Origin of the sequence: Streptomyces ortus, from assembly GCF_026341275.1 — a bacterium.
Lineage (GTDB): Bacteria > Actinomycetota > Actinomycetes > Streptomycetales > Streptomycetaceae > Streptomyces > Streptomyces ortus.
Genome location: NZ_JAIFZO010000002.1, coordinates 2317211 through 2342713, shown reverse-complemented (window position 1 = coordinate 2342713; position 25503 = coordinate 2317211). Strand labels below are relative to the sequence as shown.

Annotated in this window: 17 protein-coding genes and 1 tRNA gene; 8 read left to right on the top strand and 10 right to left on the bottom strand. The window is 68.6% G+C overall.

The features are described from left to right. Positions 1-206 precede the first annotated feature (206 nt). From K3769_RS13650 to K3769_RS13635, 4 genes are all read right to left on the bottom strand, one after another. Positions 207-3407: a type I restriction endonuclease subunit R gene (locus K3769_RS13650; protein ID WP_267026701.1), complete on the bottom strand. Its 3201-nt coding sequence runs from the start codon at positions 3405-3407 to the stop codon at positions 207-209. A gap of 2 nt (positions 3408-3409) precedes the next feature. Continuing rightward, positions 3410-4621: a restriction endonuclease subunit S gene (locus K3769_RS13645; RefSeq protein ID WP_267026700.1), complete on the bottom strand. Its 1212-nt coding sequence runs from the start codon at positions 4619-4621 to the stop codon at positions 3410-3412. Further along, positions 4618-6627: a type I restriction-modification system subunit M gene (locus tag K3769_RS13640; protein ID WP_267026699.1), complete on the bottom strand. Its 2010-nt coding sequence runs from the start codon at positions 6625-6627 to the stop codon at positions 4618-4620. Before K3769_RS13640 ends, K3769_RS13645 begins: the two co-directional genes overlap by 4 nt. A gap of 90 nt (positions 6628-6717) precedes the next feature. Continuing rightward, complete coding sequence (locus tag K3769_RS13635; RefSeq protein WP_267026698.1) at positions 6718-8967, bottom strand: N-6 DNA methylase; 2250 nt, start codon at positions 8965-8967, stop codon at positions 6718-6720. A 283-nt stretch (positions 8968-9250) separates the two neighbouring features. On the opposite strand from K3769_RS13635, the gene K3769_RS13630 reads away from it, so the two are divergent. The 6 genes from K3769_RS13630 (at position 9251) to K3769_RS13605 (ending at position 18323) form a co-directional block, all read left to right on the top strand. Beyond that, positions 9251-11716: an AAA family ATPase gene (locus K3769_RS13630; protein WP_267026697.1), complete on the top strand. Its 2466-nt coding sequence runs from the start codon at positions 9251-9253 to the stop codon at positions 11714-11716. Beyond that, positions 11716-12084 carry a hypothetical protein gene (locus tag K3769_RS13625; RefSeq protein ID WP_267026696.1) on the top strand — a complete coding sequence of 123 codons (369 nt, stop codon included), beginning with the start codon at positions 11716-11718 and terminating at the stop codon, positions 12082-12084. The genes K3769_RS13630 and K3769_RS13625 overlap by 1 nt, the downstream gene beginning before the upstream one ends. A 98-nt stretch (positions 12085-12182) precedes the next feature. Further along, complete coding sequence (locus tag K3769_RS13620; RefSeq protein ID WP_267026695.1) at positions 12183-15557, top strand: HelD family protein; 3375 nt, start codon at positions 12183-12185, stop codon at positions 15555-15557. An 811-nt stretch (positions 15558-16368) separates the two neighbouring features. Beyond that, positions 16369-16854, top strand: coding sequence for a hypothetical protein (locus K3769_RS13615; RefSeq protein ID WP_267026694.1), 486 nt, complete (start codon positions 16369-16371; stop codon positions 16852-16854). A gap of 457 nt (positions 16855-17311) precedes the next feature. Continuing rightward, positions 17312-17470, top strand: coding sequence for a hypothetical protein (locus K3769_RS13610; RefSeq protein WP_267026693.1), 159 nt, complete (start codon positions 17312-17314; stop codon positions 17468-17470). Positions 17471-17807: 337 nt separating this feature from the next. Continuing rightward, the gene (locus tag K3769_RS13605; RefSeq protein WP_267026692.1) at positions 17808-18323 is read left to right on the top strand and encodes a hypothetical protein; all 516 of its coding nucleotides are present in this window, start codon (positions 17808-17810) and stop codon (positions 18321-18323) included. 225 nt (positions 18324-18548) lie between these two features. On the opposite strand, the gene K3769_RS13600 is transcribed toward K3769_RS13605, so the two are convergent. Further along, a complete protein-coding gene (locus K3769_RS13600) occupies positions 18549-18866 on the bottom strand; it encodes a helix-turn-helix domain-containing protein (RefSeq protein ID WP_266828538.1) in 318 nt (105 codons plus the stop codon). 93 nt (positions 18867-18959) lie between these two features. On the opposite strand from K3769_RS13600, the gene K3769_RS13595 reads away from it, so the two are divergent. Continuing rightward, positions 18960-19871, top strand: coding sequence for a site-specific integrase (locus K3769_RS13595; RefSeq protein WP_267026691.1), 912 nt, complete (start codon positions 18960-18962; stop codon positions 19869-19871). 83 nt (positions 19872-19954) lie between these two features. Beyond that, entirely contained in the window at positions 19955-21631 is a 1677-nt protein-coding gene (locus K3769_RS13590; protein WP_267026690.1) for a hypothetical protein, read from the top strand. 256 nt (positions 21632-21887) lie between these two features. Here K3769_RS13590 and K3769_RS13585 read toward each other — a convergent pair. From K3769_RS13585 to moaC, 5 genes are all read right to left on the bottom strand, one after another. Continuing rightward, positions 21888-21961 (bottom strand) — tRNA-Ala (locus K3769_RS13585). Positions 21962-22069: 108 nt separating this feature from the next. After that, on the bottom strand, positions 22070-23542 hold the full coding sequence (locus K3769_RS13580; RefSeq protein WP_267026689.1) for a SepX/GlpR family protein: 1473 nt from the start codon (positions 23540-23542) through the stop codon (positions 22070-22072). A gap of 177 nt (positions 23543-23719) precedes the next feature. Beyond that, a complete protein-coding gene (locus K3769_RS13575; RefSeq protein WP_267026688.1) occupies positions 23720-24349 on the bottom strand; it encodes a GNAT family N-acetyltransferase in 630 nt (209 codons plus the stop codon). 26 nt (positions 24350-24375) lie between these two features. Then, positions 24376-24984, bottom strand: coding sequence for a MogA/MoaB family molybdenum cofactor biosynthesis protein (locus tag K3769_RS13570; protein ID WP_267026687.1), 609 nt, complete (start codon positions 24982-24984; stop codon positions 24376-24378). After that, entirely contained in the window at positions 24981-25460 is a 480-nt protein-coding gene (moaC, locus tag K3769_RS13565) for a cyclic pyranopterin monophosphate synthase MoaC (RefSeq protein ID WP_267026686.1), read from the bottom strand. Before moaC ends, K3769_RS13570 begins: the two co-directional genes overlap by 4 nt. Positions 25461-25503: the final 43 nt, after the last annotated feature.

The window sequence follows — 25503 nt, the reverse complement described above, 5'->3', positions numbered from 1 at the left end:
TATGTGCAGCCGATCCCGGAGCCTGACTTCCACGGGTTCGGTCTCGCGGTGGGCCAGACAAGGAATGGCCGCGACTGCTCTATCGCCGCATTGCCGAGGAGCGTTGCGCCGCTCCAACAGGGCGCGCCGCGCCTCGACAGTCTCGACCTGCTCGCGATGTCCTTCAAAGGATGCCCCGGCCGGCATATCCAACCGAGGCGTACGCATCAGACGTCGTCGTCCAGGCCCTCCTCACGGCGGATCATCCGCCAGGCGGCCTTGCGGGCGCTGCGGTCCAGGCTGGACTTGAAGCCCTTGTCGGGGCCGAAGTACTGGCGGCCCATGCCCGCGATGGTGTCGATGTGGTCGGCCATCTTGTCCGCGAAGACGTTGTCGAAGACGAGGCCGAAGTTGTCCTCGTCGTTGACGACGGCCGCCGCCCGCACCTTCGGGTCGGCCTTGGCCTCCTCGAACGGGCGGATGACGTCCTGCTCGGTGAACTCGGTGCCGAAGCGTTCGTTGAACTTGTCGATCAGCTGCGAGAGCAGCGACTTCTCCGCTTCCTTCGCGCCGCCCGAGCCGTCGCCGAAGCCCTGCATCGTCGTCGGCCCCTCGGCGGTGAGGGAGACGTCGTACTCGCCGGTCTTCTCCACCCGCATATGGCTGAGGTCGACCTCGCCTATGTCCACGCCGCCGTCCGCGCGGCGCGGCAGCCGGTTGAGGAGGTAGCGGCCGTAGAGGTGCAGCCGCTCCAGCTCGGCGTCCCTGTAGGGGACGATCTGCGCGAGGAAGCCGTACTTCCTGACATAGTCGTTGAGGTCGGCGCGGAAGCCCTCCGCCGTCTCCTGGTCGTCCTCGTCCTCGCTTTCGAGCAGGGGCGTGAAGCGGGCGACGGCGGGGGAAAGCAGCCGGTACAGCTCGGCGTGCAGCTTCTCCCACTTGGACTGTGAGCCTGCCGCCTTCTCCTTGGCGGCGAAGTACGCGGCGGCGAACTCGTCCATCTCCTGTCCGGACAGGATCGGCGCCTGCATGACCCGGCTCTGCGCGGTGTAGAGCAGGTTGGGGTCGGAGGGAAGGGTGTTCGCCTCCTCGAAGTACGGGCGGAAGGACTCCTGTATGTCGTCGGCGTCGTTGACGAAGTCCAGGACCGCCAGGTCCGCCTGGGACTTGCGCTCAGCGATCCGGTTCAGCCGGGACAGGGTCTGGACAGCGGAGATGCCGGTCAGCGTCTTGTTGACGTACATCGTCGTCAGCAGCGGCTGGTCGAAGCCGGTCTGGTACTTCTCCGCCACGACGAGGATCCTGTACTCGCGCTGGCCCGCACCGCCGGCTCGGGCGGCCTTGTCGTCGGCACGCGTGTACGCGAACGCCTTCGGCAGCGCGCTCTCCGACAACCCGCCGTTCTCCTTCGGCTCGGTGGTCTCCTCGCCGTCGACGGTGAGCGAGCCGGAGAAGGCGACGAGGACACCCAGGTCGGGGTACTTGGTGTCGTAGTCCCGGTCCTTGATGTAGCTCTTGATGGCGCGGGCCATCTGCACGGCGGACTGCCGCGACGCGGTCACCACCATCGACTTGGCCCGCCCGCCGAGACGGCCCCGGCTGTGCGCCACGAAGTGCTCCACGATCACCTGGGCGTGCTGGGCGACGGTGGAGTCATGGGTCAGCGCGTACCGGGCGAGCAGGCCGTTCGCCTTCGACGGGTCGACCTCGCGCTCGTCGGGGTTCTGGTTCACCAGCTTCCAGTACGTGTTGTACGTGACGTAGTTGCGCAGCGGGTCGAGGATGAAGCCCTCCTCGATCGCCTGCCGCATGGAGTATGTGTGGAAGGGCCGGTAGGTCGCCTTGCCGTCGATGTCCTGGAGCGTGCCGAAGAGTTCGAGGGTCTTGGCCTTCGGCGTGGCGGTGAACGAGAAGTAGGAGAGGTTCGCGGCGCGGGAGCGCTGCTCGGCCCGCTTCTTGAGCTGCTCGTCGAGGGTGGCGCCTGCCGAGGCCTTGACCGTGGTCGCGCCCGCGTCGTCCGAGTCGGAGTCCAGGCCGAGGTCGCGCAGGGCGGCCCGTACATCCTTGGCGGCGTCGCCGGACTGCGAGGAGTGCGCCTCGTCCACGATGATCGCGAAGTGGCTGCCCCGGATCTCGGTGGGGTTGCGCTCGATGTACGAGATCAGCGCCGGGAACGAGTGCAGGGTGACGGTTACGATCTTGCCGGTGTCGCGGGACAACGCCTTGGCGAGCTGCTCGCCCTTCGCCCCGTGCTTCTCGTCGATCTTCACGACAAGACCTGCGGTCTGCTCGAAGTTGCCGACGGTTTCCCGGAGTTGGGCGTCCAGGTTGCGGCGGTCGGTGATGACGATGACCTTGTCGAAGACCGGCACGCCCGGCTTGAGGCCCTTGGCCACGACCTCGGGGTCGAGTTCGCGCGGGTCGGTCGGGGTGTGCAGGTCGCTGAGCCGATGCGCGAGCCAGCCGATGGTGTTCGACTTGCCCGAGCCGGCCGAGGCCATGACCAGGTAGTCGTGGCCCGCGCCGTGCGTGGCGGCATGCGCGGTGAGTTTCTTGACCGCGTCCCACTGCTGGAACCGGGGAAAGACCATCGTCTTGGTGGTGCCGCCGCCGGGCGTCTTGTTCTTCTGCAGGTGCACGAACCTCTGGAGCAGGTCCAGCCAGTTGTCCGGCTGCCAGACCTGCTCCCAGAGGTACGAGGTCGCGTACGTGCCGTAGGCGGTGGGGGCCGGGTTGCCGGCGCCGCCCGGCTGGCCGGGGCCGTTGGAGCCGGTGTTGAAGGGGAGGAAGCGGGTGTTCTTGCCCTTGAGCTGGGTGGCGACGAAGACCAGATCCGGGTCGACGGCGAAGTTCGCGACGACGCGGCGCGTGAAGATCAGCTCGGTCGGGTCGCGGTCGGTGCGGTACTGCTCCTTGGCCTGCTCCACCCCCTGCTTGGTCAGCGGGTTCTTCAACTCGGCCGTTGCGACGGGGATTCCGTTGAGGAAGAGGGCGAGGTCGAGTCGGTTGCCCCAGTCGGCCTGCTTCGTCGCGTACTCGAGTTCGCGGACGACGGTGAGGCGGTTGGCCCGGTAGCCGTCGAGGACGGAGTCGTGGGCGACGAGGTTCGGCCTGAAGTAGGCGACGCGGAGCAGGACGCCGCGGTCCTTGACGCCGTTGCGAAGCACGTCCAGGAGCCCGTTGGTGGCGATGGCCTGGTCGAGCCGGCCGGCGAACCCGCGCTGCGCCTCGTTTGGGTCGCTGCCGTAGACGGTGAGCAGTTCGCTCCACTCCTCGGGCTGGGTCGCGCCGATGAAGGTGAACAACTCGTTGGTGTCCAGGCCGAGATCGGCCCGGTAGTCCTGCGGGCGAGCCTCGCGCCAGCCGCGCTCGACCATGGCGGCGACGATGGCATCGCCGAAGGCGGCCTCCGTGTGGATGGGGCTCATGGCTACGCGCTCACTCCGTCCGTTACGTTGCGCCCGCTGGCGGTGGAGACGTCGAACTGGCCGGTTACGGCGGCGGTGATGAGGGCTTGGCGGCGTTCGGCGAGCAAGGCCAGCTGCCGGTTGACGAGATCTTCGCATCGACTGGCGTGGCTGAGTGCATCCTGCACATTGTGCACAATCCGCATTTGCTCGTGGGGGGACGGCAGCGGGGCTTGAATTTGCGATAGGTGAGTGGGGCCGAAGTGCTGCATCGCGGCCCCCGTCTTCAACACGTCGATTTGACGGGAGAAGAGAGATGAGCGAAGGAATGATTCTACGTACGTCATGTCTACGTCTTGCCGAGCGGGACGCAGAATAATCAAGCCGGTGTAGGGAATAGACCCGATAACAGCCGGGTCTTTCACTACAGAAACTCCGCCCATCGTGGCACTGCCACTAATCAGCCGGTCACCCAACTTCAGGCGAAACTGAGACCACTGGCGGGCCGCCTTTTCCGGGTCGAGGAAGTTGCATCCATTCAGCGTAACTTTGCCACGATGAAGACCCGAAATTCGAATCAGCGGGATTCCATCATCATGGAAGTCTACAGCCATGATTCCGGGTCCTTCGCGGAAGCGCACCAGGTAACGAAATGGAGTGAGTTTTCGGTGTTTCTCGATCTCCGAGTCGATCACGCACTGTGACCGCTCGGATGCCAGTTTGTTTAGTCGGACGTATGCCCTAGTTAGTGCGTCGATGCGGGCGGTCTCGGCGTCGAGGAAGTCGGCGATGCGGCGCTGCTCCTCAAGCGGGGGCACAGGCATCGAGAGGTTATCGAAGGCCTCAATGTCAATTGCCTGACCCTGCCGGATCCCCTGGGTAATGTTCGCCAGATGAGAGATGAGCAGGCTGGATCGGAAATAGTGCTTGAAGAACCTCGGATCCAAGTCATCTCCTGACCGCAGAACTGTGTATGCGGGGCTCACGATGCCCCGCACGGAGGAGTGCGAAATCCCGTGTTGGAAGGACCGCAGGCCGATGACGAAGTCGTCTGACTCAACGAGCTTGTAGTTACTTACGTTGGAGTCCGGGTTCCATACCGCGAAGTCCAGGTCGCTTCGCAAAATGACACCATCTTTGGTTGCGGAGGCCAACGGGGCCTCAGCGCCTCGTACGTCGCGACGCGAGAAAGCGAAGCGAGCTCGGAGAGTCTGCCAGTTGGCGGGAACCGTCATTCGGTCACCTCACCCAACAGCGCCTGAATCTGCGCCTCCAGAGACTTCAACTCCGCGTCGATTTCCGCCAACGGCCGCGGCGGTTCGTACACGTAGAAGCGTCGCGTGAACGGGATCTCGTAGCCGATTTTCGTCTTGGCGTGGTCGATCCACGCGTCCGGCACGTGCGGCAGCACCTCGCGCTTGAGGTAGTCCTCGACGTCCTCGCCGAGCGGGACGTTCTCGTAGTCCCGCAGGTCCGCGTCCGGCTCCGGCGCGCCCTTGATCTTCTGGACCTCGCCTCCCGGGTCCCGGACGCCGATCGTCTCCCGTACCGCCTTCGCGAACGGCGCTCCCGACGGCCAGGTCAGGCCGGCCGCGACCACCGCGTCCTTGAGCGCGATGAACGCCTCGGACTTCGTCGTCCAGGACGAGCCGAGCAACGTACGCACCGCCGCGACGAACTCCTCAGTCCATTCCAGTTTGGCCACCGGCTTGGCCTCCGCCAGGGCCGCCAATGTCTCCTCCGTCACCTCAAAGCGCAGCTTCAGCGGGCGTTCGACGGTGATGCGCTGGTAGCCGAAGTCCTCGTTCCAGAAGACCTTGACCTTGCCGTGCAGAGCGTGCTCCGGGTCGCCCGCGACCTGCAACGCCTCCGCGTACAGCCGCGTGATGTCGCCGATGTGGTCCGGGCGGCCGTTCGTCCCGTCGCCGAGTTCCTTGCGCTTGTCGCCGAGTGACTTGCGCATCTTCTGCCACTGGTCGCGCGCGTCCAGCAGGACGACCTTGCCCTTGTGGTCCGCGTCCTTGCGGTTGGTGAGGATCCAGAAGTACGTGGAGATGCCGGTGTTGTAGAAGAGCTGGTCCGGGAGGGCGACGATTGCCTCCAGCCAGTCGTTCTCCAGGATCCAGCGGCGGATGTTGGACTCGCCGGACTCGGCCGCGCCCGTGAACAGCGGGGAGCCGTTGAAGACGATGGCGATGCGGGAGCCGCCCCCGCCGTTCACGTCCACCGGCTTCATCTTCGAGATCATGTGCTGGAGGAAGAGGAGCGAGCCGTCGTTGATGCGCGGCAGGCCCGCGCCGAAGCGGCCGGCGTCGCCCAGTGAGCTGTGCTCGTATTCCACCTCCTCCTTGACCTTCTTCCACTCCACGCCGAACGGCGGGTTGGCGAGGATGTAGTCGAACCTGCGGCGGGCGTGGCCGTCGTCGGAGAAGGAGTTGCCGAAGCGGATGTTCTCCGGGTCCTGGCCCTTGATCATGAGGTCGGACCGGCAGATCGCCCAGGACTCGGGGTTGAGCTCCTGCCCGTACACCTCGACCGTCGCGTCCGGGTTGAGGGCCTTGATGCGGTCGTCGGCGGCGCTGAGCATGCCGCCCGTGCCGCAGGCCGGGTCCATGACCGTGCGGACGACACCCGGCAGGCTGAGGGCGTCCGCGTCGGGCGCCACCAGCAGGTTGACCATCAGCTTGATGACCTCGCGCGGGGTGAAGTGCTCACCCGCGGTCTCGTTCGACTGCTCGGCGAAGCGGCGGATCAACTCCTCGAAGATGTAGCCCATGTTGTGGTTGGGCACGACATTGGGGTGCAGGTCGAGGTCGGTGAACCTGCCGATGACCTGGTAGAGCAGGTTCGCGCTGTCGAGCTTCCTGACCTGCTGGTTGAACTCGTACTTGTCGAGGACCTCACGGGCGTTGTCGGAGAAGGCGCCGAGATAGATCTGCAGGTTCTTCGCCGCGTTCTGCGGGTCGGCCGCGATCTTTCGCAGCGTGAGGTCGCTCTTGTTGTAGAAGGAGTGGCCCGAGGCCTTGCGCAGGAAGTGGTCGGTGTCGATCTCCTGGCCCGCGAACCTGGTGACGGTCTCGACGACCTTGTCGCGCGTCGGCTCCAGGACGCACTCCAGGCGGCGCAGCACGGTGAACGGCAGGATGACCTTGCCGTAGTCGGACTGCTTGTAGTCGCCGCGCAGGAGATCGGCGACGGACCAGGCGTGGTTCGCCAGCTCCGTGTGCTTGCTGCTGTTCAAGAGGTCCCGGCTTCCTTCCGAAGAGCGCCGTCCGGGCGTGGGACGGCAGGTGTCCAGTGTGGTTGTGTGCGGTGGGACGTGTGGGGCGTTTCAACCGGAACGGCCGGGTCTGCTGTCCGGGGTGTCCGGTGGCAGGAGTACGCCGGCGGTGAGGCCGGTGGTGAGGGTGGCCGCGGTGTCGGCGGCGAGGTCGGCGCTTCGGCGGACGGCCGCGCGCAGCTCGTACACACGGCGGAAGGCCTCCCCGTAACGCCGCTGTTCCTCCAAGGGCAGCAGCGGTACGCGCAAGCGGCCCGGTGTGACGTGTACGAGGGTGCTGCCGGTGGACGCGGAGGCGATGTTGTCCTCGGCGCCGAGGAATCCGGCCAGGAACCACGGGTCGAGGCGGGCCGGGTCTGGGCGCAGGAGGTGGACGTTCGGACCGAGCAGGGCTCCGACATCCTGGTCGTCCGCGACCCGGGTCATCGCGGCCGCGTCGCCGCCGCCCGCTACAGCGCGTACGAGGACGTCACCGGCGGCGACAGGCTGCGTGGCGTCCGAGTGGACGTCACCGGCGCCGCCGGACGGCGGGTTTCCGGCTGAGATGTCCAGGGCGGTGAGGACCGGCCGGTCTGTGGCAGGGGTGGCGGCGCCCTTGGAGCCTCGCGTCCCGGGCGTCGCCGCCCGCAGCACAGTCAGGGCTCCGCCGCGCGCCAGGTCGGAGACGGTCGCCGTACGCCACTCACGGGCTGACGCCCCGGACGGCTGCCAGCCGCCGGACTCGGAGGCGCCTGCCAGGGCAGCGACTTGCTCGACCAGTTGCCCGTGCAGCTCGGAGACGCGCCGGGCCAGGGCTACCGGGTCGATGTCAGCTGCCGTCGCCCTCACATGGCGGGCCGGGGTGACGTCGACGACGTCGTCGAGGAGGTCGACGAGTGGCACCGCGCGAGCGACGCCGGGTTCGCCGGTGTAGGCGTCGGGGGCTGCGGTGAACGCGGCCCACTGGGTGAGGACCCTGCCGGTCAGCCCCGCCCAGTCGAAGGTGGAACCGGGGGAAGAGGATGCGGCGGAAGAGGAAGAGCCGGACCGGCCAAGGCGCGAGCCACCGCGTGTGCCGAAGCCGGCCGTGGCCGCAACGGTCGCGCCAGGCGTTCCCGTCGTGGCGTCCCGCTGCTCGCCCTCGCCGTCGACGAACAGCACCGGCGTACGGTCCGCGCCGCCCGGTTCGGGGCGCTGGAGCACCCAGATCTGCAGACCGATGTGGAGCGGATACGCGGCACGCGCCGGGAGTGAAATGACTGCTCGCAAGGCCCCGCTGCGGATGAGCTCGGCGCGGATGCGGCGGCCGGAGGAGCGGAAGGCGAGCGCGGGCGGCAGCAGCATGACCGCGTGGCCGCCGGCCTCCAGATGCGCGAGGGCGTGCTGCACCCAGGCCAACTCGGATTCGAAGCGCGGCGGGACCCCGTACGCCCACCTCGGGTCGTACGCCAGCTCGTCGTGACCCCACTCGCGGTCGCCGAAAGGCGGGTTGGACAGGACGGCGTCGACCGTGACCTCGGGGAAGGCGTCGGCGCGCAGGCTGTCGCCGACGCGGATCGCCACGTCGGCCCCGGGTGCGGCGAGCAGGAGCCCGACTGCGCTGCGCTGGGCCTGCACTGGGAGCGTGTCCTGCCCGAACAGTTCCTGTGCGCCCTGCCGGGCAGCGGCAGCGAGGAGAGTGCCGCTGCCGCAGGCTGGATCGAGGACGCGGGCCACGCCGGCGGGCAGGAGCCGCGACATGAGCAGAGCCAGGCCCTCCGGAGTCTGGTAAACGCCGCTGGCGGCACCCTCGTCCAGCTCGCGCTCAGCGAGGACATCGAGGGCGGCCTGCGCTCCGGCCTCACGGACGCAACCCAGCAGGGCGCGGACCGTGCCCGCATCGTCCGGGCCGTAGCGGACCGGCTCGGCCTCGGGCACAGCCGCGGGGAGCTGGGCTGCGGCCTTCTCCATGCGGGCGATCAACTGGTCGTCGGATGCGGTGGCGAGTTCGGCCAGTTCCCCGGGCGTGAGGCGGGACATGGCCGCAACCAGAGGGAACAGCCGCGCCGCCGCACCCGACCCGGGCCCGAGCAGACGCAGCGCCGTACGCAACTCCTCGGCCGGCGAGGCAGCGGAGGTATGCCCGCGCCCCCGCAGCCATGCCTGGACAGCCGCCAAATCGTAGAGCGGGCTGCTCTCCGTGCCCCCGCTGGGGGCGGGGAAGTCGTCGTGGCGACGGCGCCAGTTGCTGACGGTGGCGCGCGTGACCCCTGCGACGCGGGAGATCTCGGCGGCGGTCACGTGCGCCGAGGTGGGCAGTTGAGCTGCGGGCTGCTGGGGCATGGCGTGGGGTGCTGCTCCTCTCGGGCCAGTAGGTAGTGAACAGTAAACACATTACAGCGCCCGTCAAGCCAGTCAAGCTGTTTGACGATGCTTTCAGTGATGTGCTTATCTGGATCCGCTTCCACGTGGAAGCGGGGACTGCGCGACCGCAGTCACCACCGCCGCACAACGGAGGAACCCCGCCGCCCACCCGACGCGAACGACGGGGGCATCGTCCTCACCGGCTGAGTGCCGGTGTCCGACCCATCCTCCGAACCAGCATCCGGCCCCCGGGAGACAGCACATGACCGTCACGGAACAGCCCCAGCAGAACGCGGACCACCCCGCCGACCCCGCTCAGCCGACCCCCGCCGATCAGCCCGTGCCCGTGGCTGAGCTGGTGCGGACCCGCCTGGGCGAGGTGGCACTCACCGAGCCCGTGAAGACGCTCCTGAAGGAGGCACTGGGCGACAGCGAGACCGGTGGGACCTCCACGGTCGGCCGGATCTACCTCGAGTCGGTCGCCGTCGCCCGGTTCCGCGGCATCGGACCGCGCGCCTTGCTCAAGCTCAGCCCCCGGCCCGGCGTGAACCTGGTCGTGGGTCGCAACGGCTCCGGCAAGTCCAGCATCGCCGAGGGCATCGAGACGGCCTTCACCGGCGTGAACATGCGCTGGCAGGGGCAGCACGCGACGCGCAGCAGCAACTGGCGCAACCTCCACGACACCGACGGTAGGCCGGAGATCGAGGTCAAGCTCGCCATCGAGGGCGACACCGGCCGCAGCACACTCACCCGCACCTGGGAGGGCGACGACTTCGACGACTCCCAGGCCGAGCTCAAGCGCCCCGGTCACGGCCGCGCACCCCTCGACCAGGTGGGCTGGAAGCAGGCCCTGCGGGACTTCCGGCCCTTCCTGTCGTACGTCGATCTCGACCGCATGATCAGTGGCAAGCCCTCCGAGATGTACGACTCCATCGCCACCATCCTCGGCCTGGGGCAGCTCAGCGCCGCCGACGGCCGGCTCCGCCAGGAGGCCAAGGCGCTCGAAGACGCGGACAAGGTGGCGAAGGCGGAGCTGCCGGGCCTCAAGGAGGCCCTGTACGAGCTGGAGGACGACGACCGCGCGGTCCAGGCACTCGTCGCCGTCGACACGGCGGGAACGCCCGACTTCGAGACCGTTGAAGCCCTGATCGCCGGTCTGCCCGCCGACACGGACGATGGCCTGCTCGCCCGGCTGCGCGCCGAGGCAGAGGTGCGGGGACCCGAGATGGCGCAGGTCCGCACGACCGTGGACCGCCTGCGCAGAGCTCTCGCCGACGTCGAGGACCTGCGCGGCACCGGCACCGAGGACGCTCTGCAGCGTGCGGAACTCCTCGAACGGGCTGTGGCGCACAACGACCGTCACCCCGACGCTGACTCCTGCCCCGTATGTGGGACCGACGGAATGCTGGACGCGGCATGGGCTGCGGACGCCATCGCCCAGATCGCCGCACTGCGGCAGGAGGCGGAGGCAGCCGCGGGCGCGCGCAGCGAACTCCGGTCGGCCGCGCGGGCCGTGCAGGACCTCGTTCACACGCCCCCGCGGATCCCCGCCGCCCTCGCCGACCCGTGGCGCGCCTGGACCGCCTGCCGGACGATCAGCGATCCCGACGAGCTCGCCCGGCGCGCCCACGAGGCCGCCGCGCCCCTGGCCGATGCCTGCGCCGCGGTCAAGGAGAACGCCGTCAGGGAGCTGGAGAAGCGGGACGAACGCTGGCGCGGGCTCGTCATCCGCCTGGCGGGCTGGGCGGGGAGAGCCCGTGCCGTGGAGGCGAACAAGCCTCGGCTGCGGGACATCAGGAAGGCGAGCACCTGGATCAAGGCGCTGGCCGCCGAGTTGCGGGAACAGCGCATGGAAGGCTTCGCCGACCAGTCGCAGCGGATCTGGGAGCGGCTCCGCCAGGAGAGCAACATCGACCTCAAGGCCGTGAGCCTGAAGGGCAGCGAGAAGGCCACTGTCCGCAAGCTCGTCATGGATGTCTCCGTCGACGGCCAGGAAGCCTCGGCTCTCAGCGTCATGAGCCAGGGCGAGCAGCACTCCCTCGCGCTGTCCCTGTTCCTGCCCAGGGCCGCCACCGCCGACAGCCCGTTCGGCTTCATCGTCATCGACGACCCCGTGCAGTCCATGGACCCCGCCAAGGTCAACGGACTCGCCCAGGTCCTGCACGAGCTCGGCGAGCACCGGCAGGTCGTCGTGTTCACCCACGACACCCGGCTCCAGCGGGCGTTCACGAGTCAGGATCTGCCCGTGACGGTGTTCGAGGTCGAGCGGGCCGAGTCGTCCAAGGTGAAGGTCAAGCCGGTGACAGACCCGGTACGGCAGGCGCTCGACGACGCGCGAGCCATCGCCAGTACCAGTGACCTGCCGACGGCGGCACGCACCCACGTGCTGCCCAGCCTGTGCCGTATCGCCCTGGAGAACGCCTTCCTTGAGGCCGCCTGGATCCGGCACCACCGTTCCGGCGCGCCCGAGCACACGCTGCAGGCCGCCGTCGGCGGCGCCGACAAGCTCATGAAAGTCACGGCCCTGGCCCTGTTCGGCGACGCTGAGCGGACCGGCGACGTCTACCGGGAACTGCGCACCCTCTGCGGACCGCGTGCGGTGGACCTCCTCAAACAGTGCCAGGACGGCGCCCACGCTGCGGGAGCGCAGATCACCGACCCTCACCGTTTCGTGGACGACATCGAGATCATGGCGCAGAAGGTGCGCAAGCCGGAGGCGACCCCGTGATGAGCACTTCCACTACCTCGGTCGAGGAACTCCTGCTGACGGCCGATCAGCTGCTTGCCGCCCGCACGGGCGCCACGGCCGCCGGCCGCCACCGCGGAGCCTCCCTCGCTCTGCGGACCGCCCTGGAGATCTCCATCGACCGCGTGCTCGACGCCGCGGTGCCAGGGCTCGCCGACACCACGATGCGGGCCAAGATGCTGTGCCTGGGCTGCTACACCGCGGCGAAGACCGCGCGCCGCGCCAACGCCGTGTGGTCGCACCTCTGCCTGGGATGCCACTACCACCAGTACGAGATCGGCCCCACGCACGACCAGGTCCGCACCTGGCGGACGGAAGTCGGCCAGGTGGTCGGGGCGTTGACCCTCTGACTGTTTGTCATCGGAAGGTATCTGATAGTTATTCCGTCGGGGGACGGGCGTATGCCCGTCGCAGCGTCCTTCGGGTGCTGCAAGGGAGGGGAATACACATGGGCACCGTTACGCGCGACGAGACCATCGCCATCGAGCAGAAGGCGGTTGACCGCGCCTATGACTGCTACGCCGCGCGACTGGCCGAAATGACCGAGGGGTCCGTCGTCTCGGCCTCGGCCAGCGGCAAGGACAGCATCGCCAACCGGGTCGAGGCCGAGGAGCGGGCCGCGGCCTACGACGGACTCGGCAATGAATCGCTGGTCATCAGCCGCATCGATGTACAGGACGAGCACAAGCCCTGGTATGTGGGACGACGTGGCGTCAGCGACCCCGCGACCAGTGACCGTGTGGTCCTCCTGTGGACCAGCCCGCTGGCCAAGAAGTGGTTCGAGGCTCAGCCCGACGCCCCGGGCGAGGTGCTCCTGCGGCGGAAACTGTGCTGTGTACGGAATCTCGTCGAGGACTACTTCGACGAGATCGCCATCGCCGCCACCGTTCCGCAGCCGCGGCCGGCGGACGCCGAGCCGGAGGCCCAGCCCGCGGCACCCGCCACCGTCACCCGGGCGGGAGGAACACCGCGCCCGCCCGTCCCCACACCTGCCGACATCACCCGTGTCCAGCGCCAGAAGCCGCTGCAACCCGACGACTTCCTCCTGCGTGAACTCCAGCGCTCGCGCAGCGGCAGCATGCGGGACATCGTCGAGACCATCCGCCGCGACCAGATGGATCTGGTCACAGGTTCACCCTCCGACATCCTCGTCGTGCAGGGCGGCCCAGGCACCGGCAAGTCCGCGGTCGGCCTGCACCGCGTGACGTGGCTGGTCAACAACAACCACTTCAAGGCCCAGGACATTCTCGTCGTCGGCCCTCACCAGCGGTTCCTCAACTACGTCGGTCAGGTCCTACCCACCCTCGGCACCCGCGACGTCAACGCCGTGCAGCTGACCCGCTTGTGGGACGGCGAGATCCTCGGTTCCGACACCCCGCAGGCGCGGCTGGTGAAGTCCGACGAGCGTATGGCGGCCGTCCTGAGGCGACGGGTCGAGAACGAGTGCCGTGCCGAGGCCCTCGACACACTCACCACCGCCCCCTCCTACGAGGGCGACGAAGCAGCGTTCACCGTCACAGCAGGCAGCACGACCCTGCGCATCCCGCGCTCCGAACTCCTCACCCTCCTCGACGAGGCCCGCGGCGGCGACGGCGCCTACCGTGATCGGCGCGACCGCTTCCGCAGCCTGCTCGTCGACCGCCTTCTGCAGGAACTCATGGCCGTTGCCCCGCGCCGCCGCGGCGACGACACCATCCGCCGCGACCTGGAACGCAACCGCCGAGTCGAGCGCCTCATCGAACGTGTCTGGCCGTCACCGGGCGCCAGGGAAGCGCTCCGGAGCCTCTACGACTCGCCGGACCTCCTGCGCACGTGCGCCGACAGCATCCTCGCCGACGAGGAGCAGGCCGCCCTGCACCGCCCCCGGGCGGCCACCGCCGCCGACGACCCTTGGACCCTCGACGACCGCGTCTGCCTCGAAGAACTCGGGTACCTCATCGCCGGGGAAACCCCACGGCGCTATGGACACATCGTCGTCGACGAGGCACAGGACCTCACCCCCATGCAGGCCCGCTCCCTGCGCCGCCGATGCGCGGTGAACGGCTCCATGACGGTCCTCGGCGACCTCGCCCAAGCCACCGGGCCCCACACGTACGCGGACTGGGACCGCCTCGGCGCCCTCCTCTCCGACCACGGCGACTGGCGCGTCGCCCAGCTGAACACGAGCTACCGCGTGCCCGCCGAGATCATGGACTTCGTCGCACCCCTGGCCCGTGCGGTCGCCCCGGCGCTGCCCTACCCGCAGGCCGTGCGCGAAGCCGGCGAGGACGCTGTACGAACCGTGTCGACGGAGCCGTGGAAGCTCCTCGACGACACCGTCGCCCAGGCCACTCGCCTGGTGGGCACAAGCGACGGGCACACCCTGCGCTCGGTGGCCGTCATCGTCCCCGACGACTCAGGCTGGCTCGACGAGATCAGCCGCCACCTGGATCAGAGTGCCGACATCACCGGCCAGAGCCGCGAGGCGGTGTCCGTACTGGCCGCGGCCCAGGCCAAGGGCATGGAGTACGACCACGTCCTTGTCGTCGAACCCACCACCATCGCCGATCGCGGCCCGGCGGGCTTGCGCCAGCTCTACATCGCCCTCACCCGCAGCACGCAAAGCCTGACCGTCCTGCACACCTCCCCGCTCCCGGAGAGCCTCACGAACACCGCTGACACCACCGAACCACCACCCACCGAAGCCGAAGCCAACACAGGACCGGGTGACGTCCCCGAGATCGGGGCCGACATCCGGGTCCGGGTCATCGGCCCTGGGCCCGGCGGCCGCTACAAGGTCAAGGCCCTGTCTCCCGCCATCGACCGCACGCTGGTCCTGACCGTCCGGCACGGCTCGGTTTCCCCGCGTCCGGGCGAGGACCTGGACTGCTGGGTGTTCGCCAACGAGACGAACCAGAGCGTGCTCACAGCCGACCAGCGTGGCCACCTGCCCATCTCGCCCAGGATGGCGGAACGCTATGTTGCGGCGCTCGGCGTTCTCGACGAACTGACCAGCGGTGACGGCGGCACTGTTTCGGAGGATGCCCGCAGCCGCCTCTCCGAGCTCCAGGGCATGGCCAACCGCGTCCTCCGCCGCGACCAGGCGGACTGGGTGGACGTACGGCGCGTGCTCGGTTCTCCGGACAGGCACCGGCTGAGCGCGCTGCGCGACCTCGCGGCAAGCACGAACCGTGCACTCAAGGACGAGGCGCCGGACGTGAGTCGACTCCGGGAGAACCTTGCGAGTTCGGGCTGGACCCAGGCCCTGGCCGAAGCACGGGAAACGCTCAAGGCGCGCCTTGCCGCTGCGGCCGAACTGGACTTCGAGAACACCCCCACCACCGCTGCGCATCAACCCGAGCAGAAGGAAACCGAACCCGTGACCGCCGTCGAAGAAGTCCCCGCCACACAGGCAGCGACCACGAAGGAGGGTTTCCTGCGCGCCCTGGAGACGTCGGCGGCTGCCGACCGTACATGCAGGAAACACGAGGCTGTGCGCCACGCGCTGAAGTCGGCCCTGTTGTGGTCGGACCTGCAGCCGGCCGACTCCACGGTCGTCGACGTCAGTTGCGTCACCAGCGAGGGCCTCTTCATCTACGAGGTTCTGGGGGCCGGCCGCTCCACGTATGAGGACCTCCGCTCCGGAGCGACCCGCCTCCTCGAGATCAACCACACGCTCCCCGTCCCGGCCACCGGCCTCTACCTGGTCCTGTGCGAACCGCCGGTAGAAGACTGGTCGGCCGACACCGTCCACGACGTCTTCGGCGTCCACGTCCTGTGGCGAACTCCGGACAGCTGGGGCGGCCTCGACAAGGAGACTGCATTGGGCCTCGTCCAGCAGTAACCCCGTCCGACATGCGCCCGCGCCGCAGGGGGCCCGGGCGCATGTCATCCAGCGCGGCACCAGCACCGCAGGCGCCCTATGCCTCGCGCAACGCGAACCGCGTCCTCTTCGCGAGCGCCAGAACCCAGGTCGCTTGAGACTCGCCCCTGTAGCCCTTTCAGCCCACCCAGGTGGCTATTTGTCTGGCCATACGTCGATGCTGTCCTCATGGGTCTTCCCGGTCCTCGATTCCGCCGCATGGCCACTCTCGTCGTTATCGACGCCGACGAGCAGGTGGCTCTTTTCCACCATCCCGGTTGGGCCTCCGGTCACTGGGCCTTGCCGCAGGCCAATGTCAGGCTCTCGGAGTCGTACGCAGAAGCCGCTGTCCGGGTAGCAGCACGCTGGTTCACTGGCCGACCCGTGCGGTGGGGGTCAGTGGTCGGGCGGCGCTGGGCCCCTCCTCCTGATGATCCATCGCTCGTACGAGTAGAAGAGCGTGTCTTTCTCGCTCGCGCCGGGTCTTCCCCATCCTCAACCTCGGTCGCTGTGGACCATCCCGGCCCAACCGCCGTCTGGACGCCGCGCGCGACCCTGGACCATGTCCTGCAGGAATCACACGTCGACAGCACCACTGATCTTGTCCACGGCTACCTCGACGGGTGGCTGCCGGACGGTCCGATCACCCTTCACTGAGACCAGCCATGGGCTGTTACGCATCTGGTTCACGCCTCTTCCGGCCGATGACTCCGCCTGCTCCACGGCCACCCGCCCGCGACTGAACCCCTCGCTGGAGGACGGAGGCATCATTCCCTCACGAGTAGGAGTGGGTATGTCCCTCCACGCCATCGAGATCACGTTGGTCCGTCCAACGGTAAAGAAGGAGCTCAAAGCTGCTCGCCGCGAAAGCCGGCTGCCGCTCGTGGTTTCCGCGGACCAGGTCCGGCTATTGACCATGATCTGCGCACCAAACCGGCAGGCCGCACTGCGCGGTGTCTGGGCGGCCCTGGAGAACCTGCTACCTATCGACGCTTTGTGGACCGCGTACGCGGACAACGGCATGCATTTGCTCAGCGTGCAGGTGAGCGAAGAGGTGTGCTCAAGGGCGCAGGATGCCGCCGCGGTCGCCGGGCAGGATCCGGACGAGTACATGAAGCGGGCGCTGCTGGATGCCATCGCCCGCGATCAGGCTGACACCGATGCTCGCCTGAACGCAGCATTGGATCACCTGGTGGCCGAGTTCACCCCCGAACAGATCACGGCCGCCGCTGCCCGAAGAATTGCTCCTTATCCGGGAGTTGTCACGGCTCGCAGGTAGGAACCGTCAGCGTCGACAGCCGTTGGTGCTTGTGCTGCCACCCTGGACGGCGCTCGCCTGATGTCAGCCGTTGACGTTTCTGGACGGCTCATTCCTGACACGCGGCTCCCCCGGGCGGTGCCCGACGCCCTCGCCCATCGCTCCGCCCCCGCGCCCTGCCCGGGCGGGACCGTCCCCGGGGTTGAACGTCAGCCCGGAGAAGCTCTGCCCCTGAAACACCGGGCCGTGCTGCACACCCCCGCTGATGCTGTGGCCTCGGGATCATCCTGCAGGCCGCGGCGTAACCGGGTGCGCCACCCAGCCTCGATGTCTGCTGCGGCCAGTTCGTCGCCGGACTCACGAGTTCCAATCAACTACTGGCGGGAAAGGCGCAGTTCCTCCTCGGCCGAGCCGCCGTCACCACTCCTGGAGAAGAACCGAGCGACCCGGTCCCGCGCCTGCGTCGATACCCGGTGAGATGATCGCCGCTGGCCTCCAGTTGTCCGCGATGATTTCCGATCTCCGCGACGAGGCAAGGAACGGCTTCGCGGGCATCGAGGTAGGGCTGGTCCACCACCGCAAGCATGGCTCGCTGACTGCGGGCGCGCTGCGCGGCATCCACGCAAGCTGGCCTTGAACCCCGGTTGCCCACAACGCACCTCAAACCAGAACCCCGCCCGCCGGGCGGGCCAATCGCCCTCTGTTGAAAGCCACTTACAGCAACAGGGTGAGCGAACCGTCCGCCGCACGGCAACTTCCAGTCTGCCCACGCAAACCTCGCCGTCACCACGGCGGGCCAGGTCTGCAAGCTCTTCGGATGCGACTTGCTGGGGAAGTGCCTCTTGCGCAGGGCCAAATCTTGCAAGGTCCCGCGCAAGGCCATGCGCTGGCTCTAGAGTGAGGGTTGCTTGCAAGGTGCGGAAAGCTTGCGCGCAACTGGCCTAGAAGAACAGCTTCTGATGTGGAGTCAGTCCATGAGTGAGATGCTCTTTCAGCGTCTCGACGCGGAGGAGCACGCCGCTCGGGAGCTGGCCAGCCGACTGCGCGCGGAGATCGCCGAGGTGGAGGAGCGGTTGGCCGCACTGGCGATCACGCGGCGTACTGCAGCCCAGCTCCTCGAAGAGGTACCCCCGGAGCAGGCTACTGAGAGCGGGCCTCCCCCCAAGAACGGCGGCGGGACTTCTCCGCAGCCCTCCATGGATGACGCTTCAGAAACCACCAGGCTGCATGAAGAGTCGAGCCTCGGCAAGCAGCAGCCCTCGATGCCCTCTGGCCCACTTACGGCGGAGCTGAACCGGAAGATCGTCACACTGGTGGCCTCGGCAGATCGACCAATGAGCCCCAAGGACGTCGTCATCCCTCTGGTCGACAAGGGCGCACCTCGAACAGAAATAGAACGGATGCGTCACCGGCTTAACCGCCTGGTGACCAAGGGATACCTGCAGCAGGTTGGACCAGGCCTGTACGCCGGCACGGAGGTGAAGCAATAGGAAGCGCCGCTTAGCAACACGTCCACTGTCGTGAAGGATCAGCACGGCGTGGACGAGGGTGAATTGGTGGTGCCGCCAAGGGATCAGTCTCGGCGGCACCGAGCATGTGAGTCCGGTTAGGGGCTTCTGCATGCCATTTTTGAGGGTAGCCCACCGCTGGGCTACCTGTGGCGTGCTGAGCCCAATCCATCCTGCCTGCGCAGACACCGTGCGGGTTCCGGAGGTTCAGCAATGCATCGATCCCGGATCATTGGTACCCGGGTAGAGACCAACACCGAGCCCGTCCTCCAGACGGCTCAGAGTCGCCACATCCGGCCAGCTACTGCCGGCGAGAAGATTCGCGACGGCCTGGCGATTGACGCCGCTGAGAGTTGCCACGCGCCGCAGCCCCAGTCCCTGGATGGTCATCTGCCTGGTCAGAGCCTGTGCGACGGCCTGCACCACCCTGGCCTGGGGGTGGTCAACGAACGTCGCCTCGGGCCAGTTCTCCGGGTCCCGAGCCAGCTCCCGCGGCGGCACACTGCGGCCTCGTCCTCCGGTCATGCGCATGCGCTCCTGACAGTCGAAGTGCACACTCACGAAACAGGTGGCCATTTGTGTAGCCACTACTCGTGGTGTGTTCCTTTGGAGACGGACATGAGCGGCGCGATCCTCGGCTACCAGCCGTCGGAGGAACCATCGGAATGGCCCCTGGTCGCCGATGGGGTTCGCATGGTGGCGGCTGCGACCTGCGATTCCGTCCCGTACCCGGTGCCGAAGCTGATGCTCGCGCTCTCCGGACTCGCTGTGTACGCCGAACGCATCGGCATTGCCCGCGACCCGCTGGCCTGGCTGGCACCAGAGGTGATGACGCGTTACCTGCTCGCGCGGACGAAACTCGAAGGCAGTTCCATCCAGACGTACCGAAGCATCCTGCTGCGTATCCGTGAGGCGCTGCTGTGGCTGGAGTACGGGCAACAACCCACACCTCGGATGAGCGCCAAGCGGCAGCGCGCCGCCCCCTATACCCCGCCGGAACTCGCCCGCTACCTGATGTGGGCCCGCACACTGCCTCCTACTTCCACCCTCGGCGGTAGCGCCCTGTCCCTGCTGGCCCTCGGCGCCGGCTGCGGACTGGCACGCCGCGAGGTACTGGCCACCCGCGGCACCGACATCACCGTGCTGCCGTCGGAGGCGGTGGTCGTCGCAGTACCGGGCAGCGATCGGCTGGTGGTCTGCCGAGCGATGTGGGAGGAGTCTCTCGCCGCAAGGGCGTGTGCCGCAGGTGACGGATACCTGTTCCTGCCCCAACGCCAGGTCGACGACCCGAAGAACGGTGTGTCCAACTGGGCCGAGCGGACGTTGAAGGGTGCATCGGGGCTTCCCGAACTGAAGCTGGCCCGGCTGCGCAGCACCTGGATCGTTGAGCTCCTTCGCCAACGTGTCCCAGAAGATGTCATCGCCAGGGCGGCTGGCATGAAGTCGACCGCCGCCCTGGCCCCCTACCGGGCATCGGTCCCCCCGCTCACCACCGCGGCCACCGCCCGCATGCTGCGCGGCTCGGCATGAGAACGCCCGCCGATGACCCCCGCTACCAACCTGGCAACGGCCGCCCCCGCCGCCCGTACCCGCGCTCACACGAGCCGTCCAAGATGGCCGACAGCAAGATCATGAAGCTTCGGCGCGCGCTCCATCAGAGCGGCGTCGTTAAGATGATCGAGGCCCAGTTTGCAGGGCTGCCGGGCCCGCCCGGGTACCCCGTCCGTCTGGTTCTGCTCGGTCTGGTCTGCGCGAGCTACGAGAGGACCAGCGGCAACCTCGACGATGCCTTCGAGATCATGACGTTCGGCACCAGCGAGCGGTTGCGCGCCCACCTCGCCATTCCGACCTGTGACATCGAGGACCAGGACGCGGTCAACGCGCTCTACAACCGCTTCCACCGCGCCTGGACTCGCATGAACCGACTGCTGGACGCTGCACCGCACCAGCGCCGCAGTCGGCTTCCCAGAGCAGCAGGCCGCAAAGTGGCCGCTCAGTGGAACGGTGAACACGGACAGCCCGCTCTCCGCCGTCTGGAAGAACTGGCCAACCGGCTGGTCACCGCCCCGGTCCGCATCGCCTTCGTGAAAGGTCTGATGCGCCACTGGCGCGGCGACACTGCGATCGACACCACCTGCGTGCCAACTTGGGCCCGTCCCCACACACGCAAGCGCTCCGCTCTGGAGGCGAGCGCGAACTGGCACTACAAGGGGGGCGGCGACCGGGAGTTCGGCTACAGCGCCACGCTCGCCATCGCGGCCCACGCCGACCCGGACCGAGCTGGCCGTTACCCACAGCTGATCCTCGGCATGGTGCTGCATACGCCGGAGAAGGACATGGGCCGCCACGCCCACTACGTCAGCGCCGTGCTGGCGCAGCTCACAGAGCTCCGTGGCTTCACCGCGGCCGACCGCGCCTACACCAAACTCCTCCCCGAGAACTTCCACCGGCCGATGCGTGCCCTCGGCTACATGCCCGTGCTCGACTTCACTGGGCCCCAGGTCACCTCCGCCAGGGCGGAAGGCCATCACCAGGGCGCGATCACGAAGGTCGGTCGGCTCTTCTGCCCCCTCACGCCACGCCGCTTGCTCGACCTGTACTCGCAGATCCGCACCGCCAAGAACGAGCGTGAACGCATCCCGCTCCGAGAGCGGCTGCAGGAGATCGAGACGTACGCGCTCACCCGCAAGGACACACTCGACGATCGCGGAACCGAGCGGTTCGCCTGCCCCATCACCAAGCTCAACTGCCCTTGGGCACAGGAGCGTGAGGGCCGCGGCGCACCGCCGAAGAGGGAGCCCGTACCGGTCGTCATCAACCTCGATGCCCACCGGGAGCGCACCGCGCACCCCGCGAGCCGGCCCACTGTAGAGCCCCCAACCCTGCCGCTCGCCGAACGCCCCAAATGTTGCCGCCAGTCTTCCGTCACCGTGCAGGCACACGTCATGCCCCGCACGCGCCAGGAACTGCCTTGGCAAACGCCCTCCTGGGCCCTGGCCTACCAGACGCTGCGGGCTCACATCGAAGGTGGCAACGGGCGGCTGAAGTCCGTCGACTCCGCCCTGCACGCCCGGGAGAGACGTCAGCCCCGTGGTCGCGTCGCCCAGACCCTCCTGTCCGCCATCACCGTCATGGTCCACAACATCAAGGAACTCGAGCAGTACCTGGCAGCCAGCAAGCAGAGCGCGATCACCGGCCTCGACCTCGAGCCACACGACGTCCTTCTGCCCTACCCGACGATCAGCTTGACGGTCCCGTCCCGCCCTCAGGTGCTTAGCCGTAGCCCCTGAGCGGGCACGTTCCGGATAATTGAAGATCGGCACGTCGCGAGACCGCAGGAGCCTGCCTCCACGCCTGCGGTCCCTGCGGCATGTCCGCATCCCGACCCCCTGTCCGTTCCGACGCGGACCGCCGCGCTTCCCAGCGGCCCGGCAGGCTGACTTTCACACAAGCAGGAGCTCAAACGACGAGATCCCGGTCAGACGATGACCGTCTGACCGGGATCTCGTGAACCGTTCTGGGATGAACCCGTGAACGGCCCTGCGGTGGACCTGTGGGGATTTGAACCCCAGACCCCCTCGATGCGAACGAGGTGCGCTACCAGACTGCGCCACAGGCCCTTGCAACGAGTGAAACTCTAGCATCCCGGTCGGGGTGCTTGGAAATCCGTTCCCGGTGGCTCTCCCGCTGGTCAGGGGCAGGGCCTCAGGTGGACTTCTGAGGCGTCGTCACTCGTTGGCGGCGCGTGGCCGGTCGCCGTCCTCGTACTGGTCGAAGAGGGGCGTGCGGCCCCGTTCGCGGGCCCGGCGGGCCGAGGCCGCGCGGCGGGCGTCCGCGGCGCTGCCGGGGGTGCCGTCTCCGTCGCCCCAGTCGTCCCCCTCGTCCTCGCCTCCCCCCTCGTACTCCTGGGGTTCGCCCGGTGCCCTGTGCGCCTCGGCCGCCTCCGTGCCCTCCGCCGCCGTGCGGTCCGCGTTCGGCTCGGCCGTGCTGGACCGGGCCGAACTCCACGCGTCGGGCGCGCCCAGATCGACGTCGGACGTCGCACGCGGGGCGACCGGCGCCGTCACGTACGTCGGCAGGGGCACCGGGACGGGGTCCCAGCTGTCGCCGCGGGCGGGTCCGTTGCGGCGCTCGCGCTGCTGGTCGACCCACTCCGCGTGATCGGTCTGCTCGACGAGGGCGCGGCGGTCCGCCGCGAGCGCCGACATGCCGGGATCGGTGTCGGGCTCAGGTCCGTCCTCCGGCTCGTCGGCGGCGCCCGGGTCGGCCGGGGGGCGCCGGCGCGGCTGCCGCTCCCGCAGCCGCTGCGCCGCGGCCTCGGCCTGCCTGCGGTCCATCACGTACGTGAAGCGCCGGCGTTCCTGGGAGCGCAGGTACGCGATGTAGATGCTCAGCATCACAGCGGGCACCCCGGGCGCCCACAGGAACGCGAGCCCGCCGACGGCCGCCACGATCGCGCCGAGCGTGAAGGCGAGGAAGAGCATGACGGTCGTACGCCGTCGGCGCGCGAGCACCTTCGAGCGCCGGGCGCGTGCTGCGGCCTCCGCCGCGGCGGCCCGTCGCGCGGGGGACGCGGTGGATCCGTTCGACGCCTTCGAGGCCCTGGACGTCTTCGAGGGCTTGGCGCCCTGCTGGGGCACGGGCCGGGCGCCGGGCTTGGAAGCCGTCGCCGCCGCCTGCCGTGCCTCCTGCCGTGCCGCCTGCCTCGCCTCTTGTTCCGACGCCTGCTGCGCCTGCTGCAGCGCCTGCTGCTTCGCGGCCTGCCTCGACGCCTGCGCCTGTCTGGAGGCCTGCTGCGCCTGAGCCTGTGCATGCTGGGCCTGCGCCTGCGCGTGCTGCGCCTCGGAGCGCGCAGCACGCGCGTCCCGAGCGTCACGCGCGTCCCGTGCGTCCCGTGCCTCGTCGACGTTCGCCCGTACTTCCCGGCGCGTCGGAGGCATGGCGAAGGCCCGGACGTCCACCGAGTCGGTGACGCCGTCCGGGTCGGCGCGGTGCTCCCCCTCCTCGGCGGAGCGCGCCTGCAGGTCCTTGGCGTATCGGCGCTCCATGCCCGCTCGTCCGGACAGAAGCCGGATGGCGGTGCTGAAGCGTTCCGTCGGACGGGCCTCGTTCAGCTCGTCCTGCCTACGGAGCCACATAGGCACCAAGTAGGCGGCCCAGGCCCCGACAATGACTGCGTAGATGAGGCCGCTGCTGCTCACGCCTCACACGGTAGAGGGGTTTGCGTGAGGCCATCTGCCAATTGAGCCGGTGTGTCGCACGATCTGGCTGATATTTCGAGCTTTTTTTGTGACCGATGCGATCAGCAGGTCACGGAGAGCATGAAATTAATGCCCGAGGGTGGTCGATCGCCGATCATTTTCGAACACCTATTTCATTTACGCGGTGTTCCGGGGTGTGTCCCGTGGTGAGTTTTCGGACGCGTTCCTCGTGCGTGTGCGGCGCCAGCGGGCCAGCAGTCCTTCGGGGATCTCCTCGGCCGTGAGGGCGTAGACGAGGTGGTCGCGCCAGGCTCCGTCGATGTGGAGATAACGCGGGCGGAGACCTTCGTCACGGAATCCGAGTTTCTCGACGACCCGCCGGCTCGGTCCGTTCTCGGGCCGAATGCAGACCTCGATGCGGTGCAGACCAACGGTTCGGAAGCAGTGGTCGGACACCAGCGCCACAGCCGTCGGCATCACTCCGCGCCCGGCGACCGCCTCGTCCACCCAGTAGCCGACATGGCCCGAACACATGGAGCCCCAGGTGATTCCGGCGACCGTCAGCTGTCCGACGAGCCGCCCCTGGTACTCGATGACGAACGGCAGCATCCGCCCCGCGTTCGCCTCGGCGCGCAGATGCCGGACCATCTGCCGGTACGTCGGCCGGTGGGCGATCGGCCCGCTGGGCGTGGGCGGCGGAATGGTCGCCTCCCAGGGGCGCAGCCAGTCCCGGTTGCGCCGGTTCACGTCACGCCAGGCGCGCTGGTCGCGCAGCTTTATGGGCCTGAGGACCACATCGCCGTGCACCAGCTCGACCGGCCAGGATGGGCTGTTCAGCTCACACCCCCACTGCCGCCGGGTCTGGGGTGGTCGCCGCCGCGGAGCTGGTCGACGGCGTGGATCAGCAGGGGTTCGAGGACGGCCAGGCCGTCCCTGACGCCGCCGGTGGAGCCCGGCAGGTTCACGATCAGCGTTCGGTCCGCGACTCCGGCGAGACCTCGGGAGAGCGCCGCCGTGGGCACCTTCTCCCGTCCGAACGCCCTGATGGCCTCGGGGATGCCCGGCACCTCGTACCCGATCACCTTCCGGGTGGCCTCCGGGGTGCGGTCGGTGGGTGAGATGCCGGTGCCGCCGGTGGTCACGACGACGTCGTATCCGGCGCGGACGCCCGTCCGCAGCGCGTGCTCCACGGGGTCCCCGTCGGGGACCGCCCACGGGCCGTCGACGGCGAACCCGAACGCCGCGAGGCCCTCCGCGATCAGGGGCCCGCCCCTGTCCTCGTAGACCCCGGCCGCCGCGCGGTTCGAGGCCGTCACGACGAGCGCGCTGTACGGGGCGCCCAGGGCGGCGCCGATCGGCGGATCGGCCGGTGCCGCCGCGGTCGGGGCCTGCGGAACCTCCGAGGTCGCCGGGGTTTCCGGGGTTTCCGGGGTTCGGGTCATGGCCTGCTCCAGTCGCCCGACTTGCCGCCCGTCTTCTCCTCCACGCGCACGTCCGTGATGACCGCCCCCTTGTCGACCGCCTTGACCATGTCGATCACGGTGAGAGCCGCCACGGTGACCGCGGTGAGGGCCTCCATCTCGACGCCCGTGCGGTCGGTGGTCTTCACGGTGGCCAGGATCTCGACGGCGTCGTCCGCGACCGACAGGTCCAGCTTGACACCCGACACCGACAACGGGTGGCAGAGCGGGATCAGATCCGGTGTGCGCTTGGCGCCCATGATGCCCGCGATGCGCGCGGTGGCGAGGGCGTCGCCCTTGGGCACCCCCTCGCCCCGCAGCAGCTCGATCACGCGGGCCGAGACCAGGACGCGGCCGCTCGCGCGGGCGGTGCGGGCCGTCACGTCCTTCGCGGACACGTCGACCATACGGGCGGCACCCGCCTCGTCGATGTGGGTCAGTCTGTCCTGCGTACTCATGCCGTACTCATGCTGTGGCGGCGCTCCCGGTCGTGCCTGTCGT

Excerpts from the sequence above, each read along its gene's own strand:
- K3769_RS13650 (WP_267026701.1), bottom strand. The coding sequence starts at position 3,407 with ATGAGCCCCATCCACACGGAGGCCGCCTTCGGCGATGCCATCGTCGCC.
- K3769_RS13645 (WP_267026700.1), bottom strand. The coding sequence starts at position 4,621 with ATGACGGTTCCCGCCAACTGGCAGACTCTCCGAGCTCGCTTCGCTTTC.
- K3769_RS13635 (WP_267026698.1), bottom strand. The coding sequence starts at position 8,967 with ATGCCCCAGCAGCCCGCAGCTCAACTGCCCACCTCGGCGCACGTGACC.
- K3769_RS13630 (WP_267026697.1), top strand. The coding sequence starts at position 9,251 with ATGACCGTCACGGAACAGCCCCAGCAGAACGCGGACCACCCCGCCGAC.
- K3769_RS13625 (WP_267026696.1), top strand. The coding sequence starts at position 11,716 with ATGAGCACTTCCACTACCTCGGTCGAGGAACTCCTGCTGACGGCCGAT.
- K3769_RS13620 (WP_267026695.1), top strand. The coding sequence starts at position 12,183 with ATGGGCACCGTTACGCGCGACGAGACCATCGCCATCGAGCAGAAGGCG.
- K3769_RS13615 (WP_267026694.1), top strand. The coding sequence starts at position 16,369 with ATGTCCCTCCACGCCATCGAGATCACGTTGGTCCGTCCAACGGTAAAG.
- K3769_RS13610 (WP_267026693.1), top strand. The coding sequence starts at position 17,312 with ATGATCGCCGCTGGCCTCCAGTTGTCCGCGATGATTTCCGATCTCCGC.
- K3769_RS13605 (WP_267026692.1), top strand. The coding sequence starts at position 17,808 with ATGAGTGAGATGCTCTTTCAGCGTCTCGACGCGGAGGAGCACGCCGCT.
- K3769_RS13600 (WP_266828538.1), bottom strand. The coding sequence starts at position 18,866 with ATGACCGGAGGACGAGGCCGCAGTGTGCCGCCGCGGGAGCTGGCTCGG.
- K3769_RS13595 (WP_267026691.1), top strand. The coding sequence starts at position 18,960 with ATGAGCGGCGCGATCCTCGGCTACCAGCCGTCGGAGGAACCATCGGAA.
- K3769_RS13590 (WP_267026690.1), top strand. The coding sequence starts at position 19,955 with ATGGCCGACAGCAAGATCATGAAGCTTCGGCGCGCGCTCCATCAGAGC.
- K3769_RS13570 (WP_267026687.1), bottom strand. The coding sequence starts at position 24,984 with ATGACCCGAACCCCGGAAACCCCGGAAACCCCGGCGACCTCGGAGGTT.
- moaC (WP_267026686.1), bottom strand. The coding sequence starts at position 25,460 with ATGAGTACGCAGGACAGACTGACCCACATCGACGAGGCGGGTGCCGCC.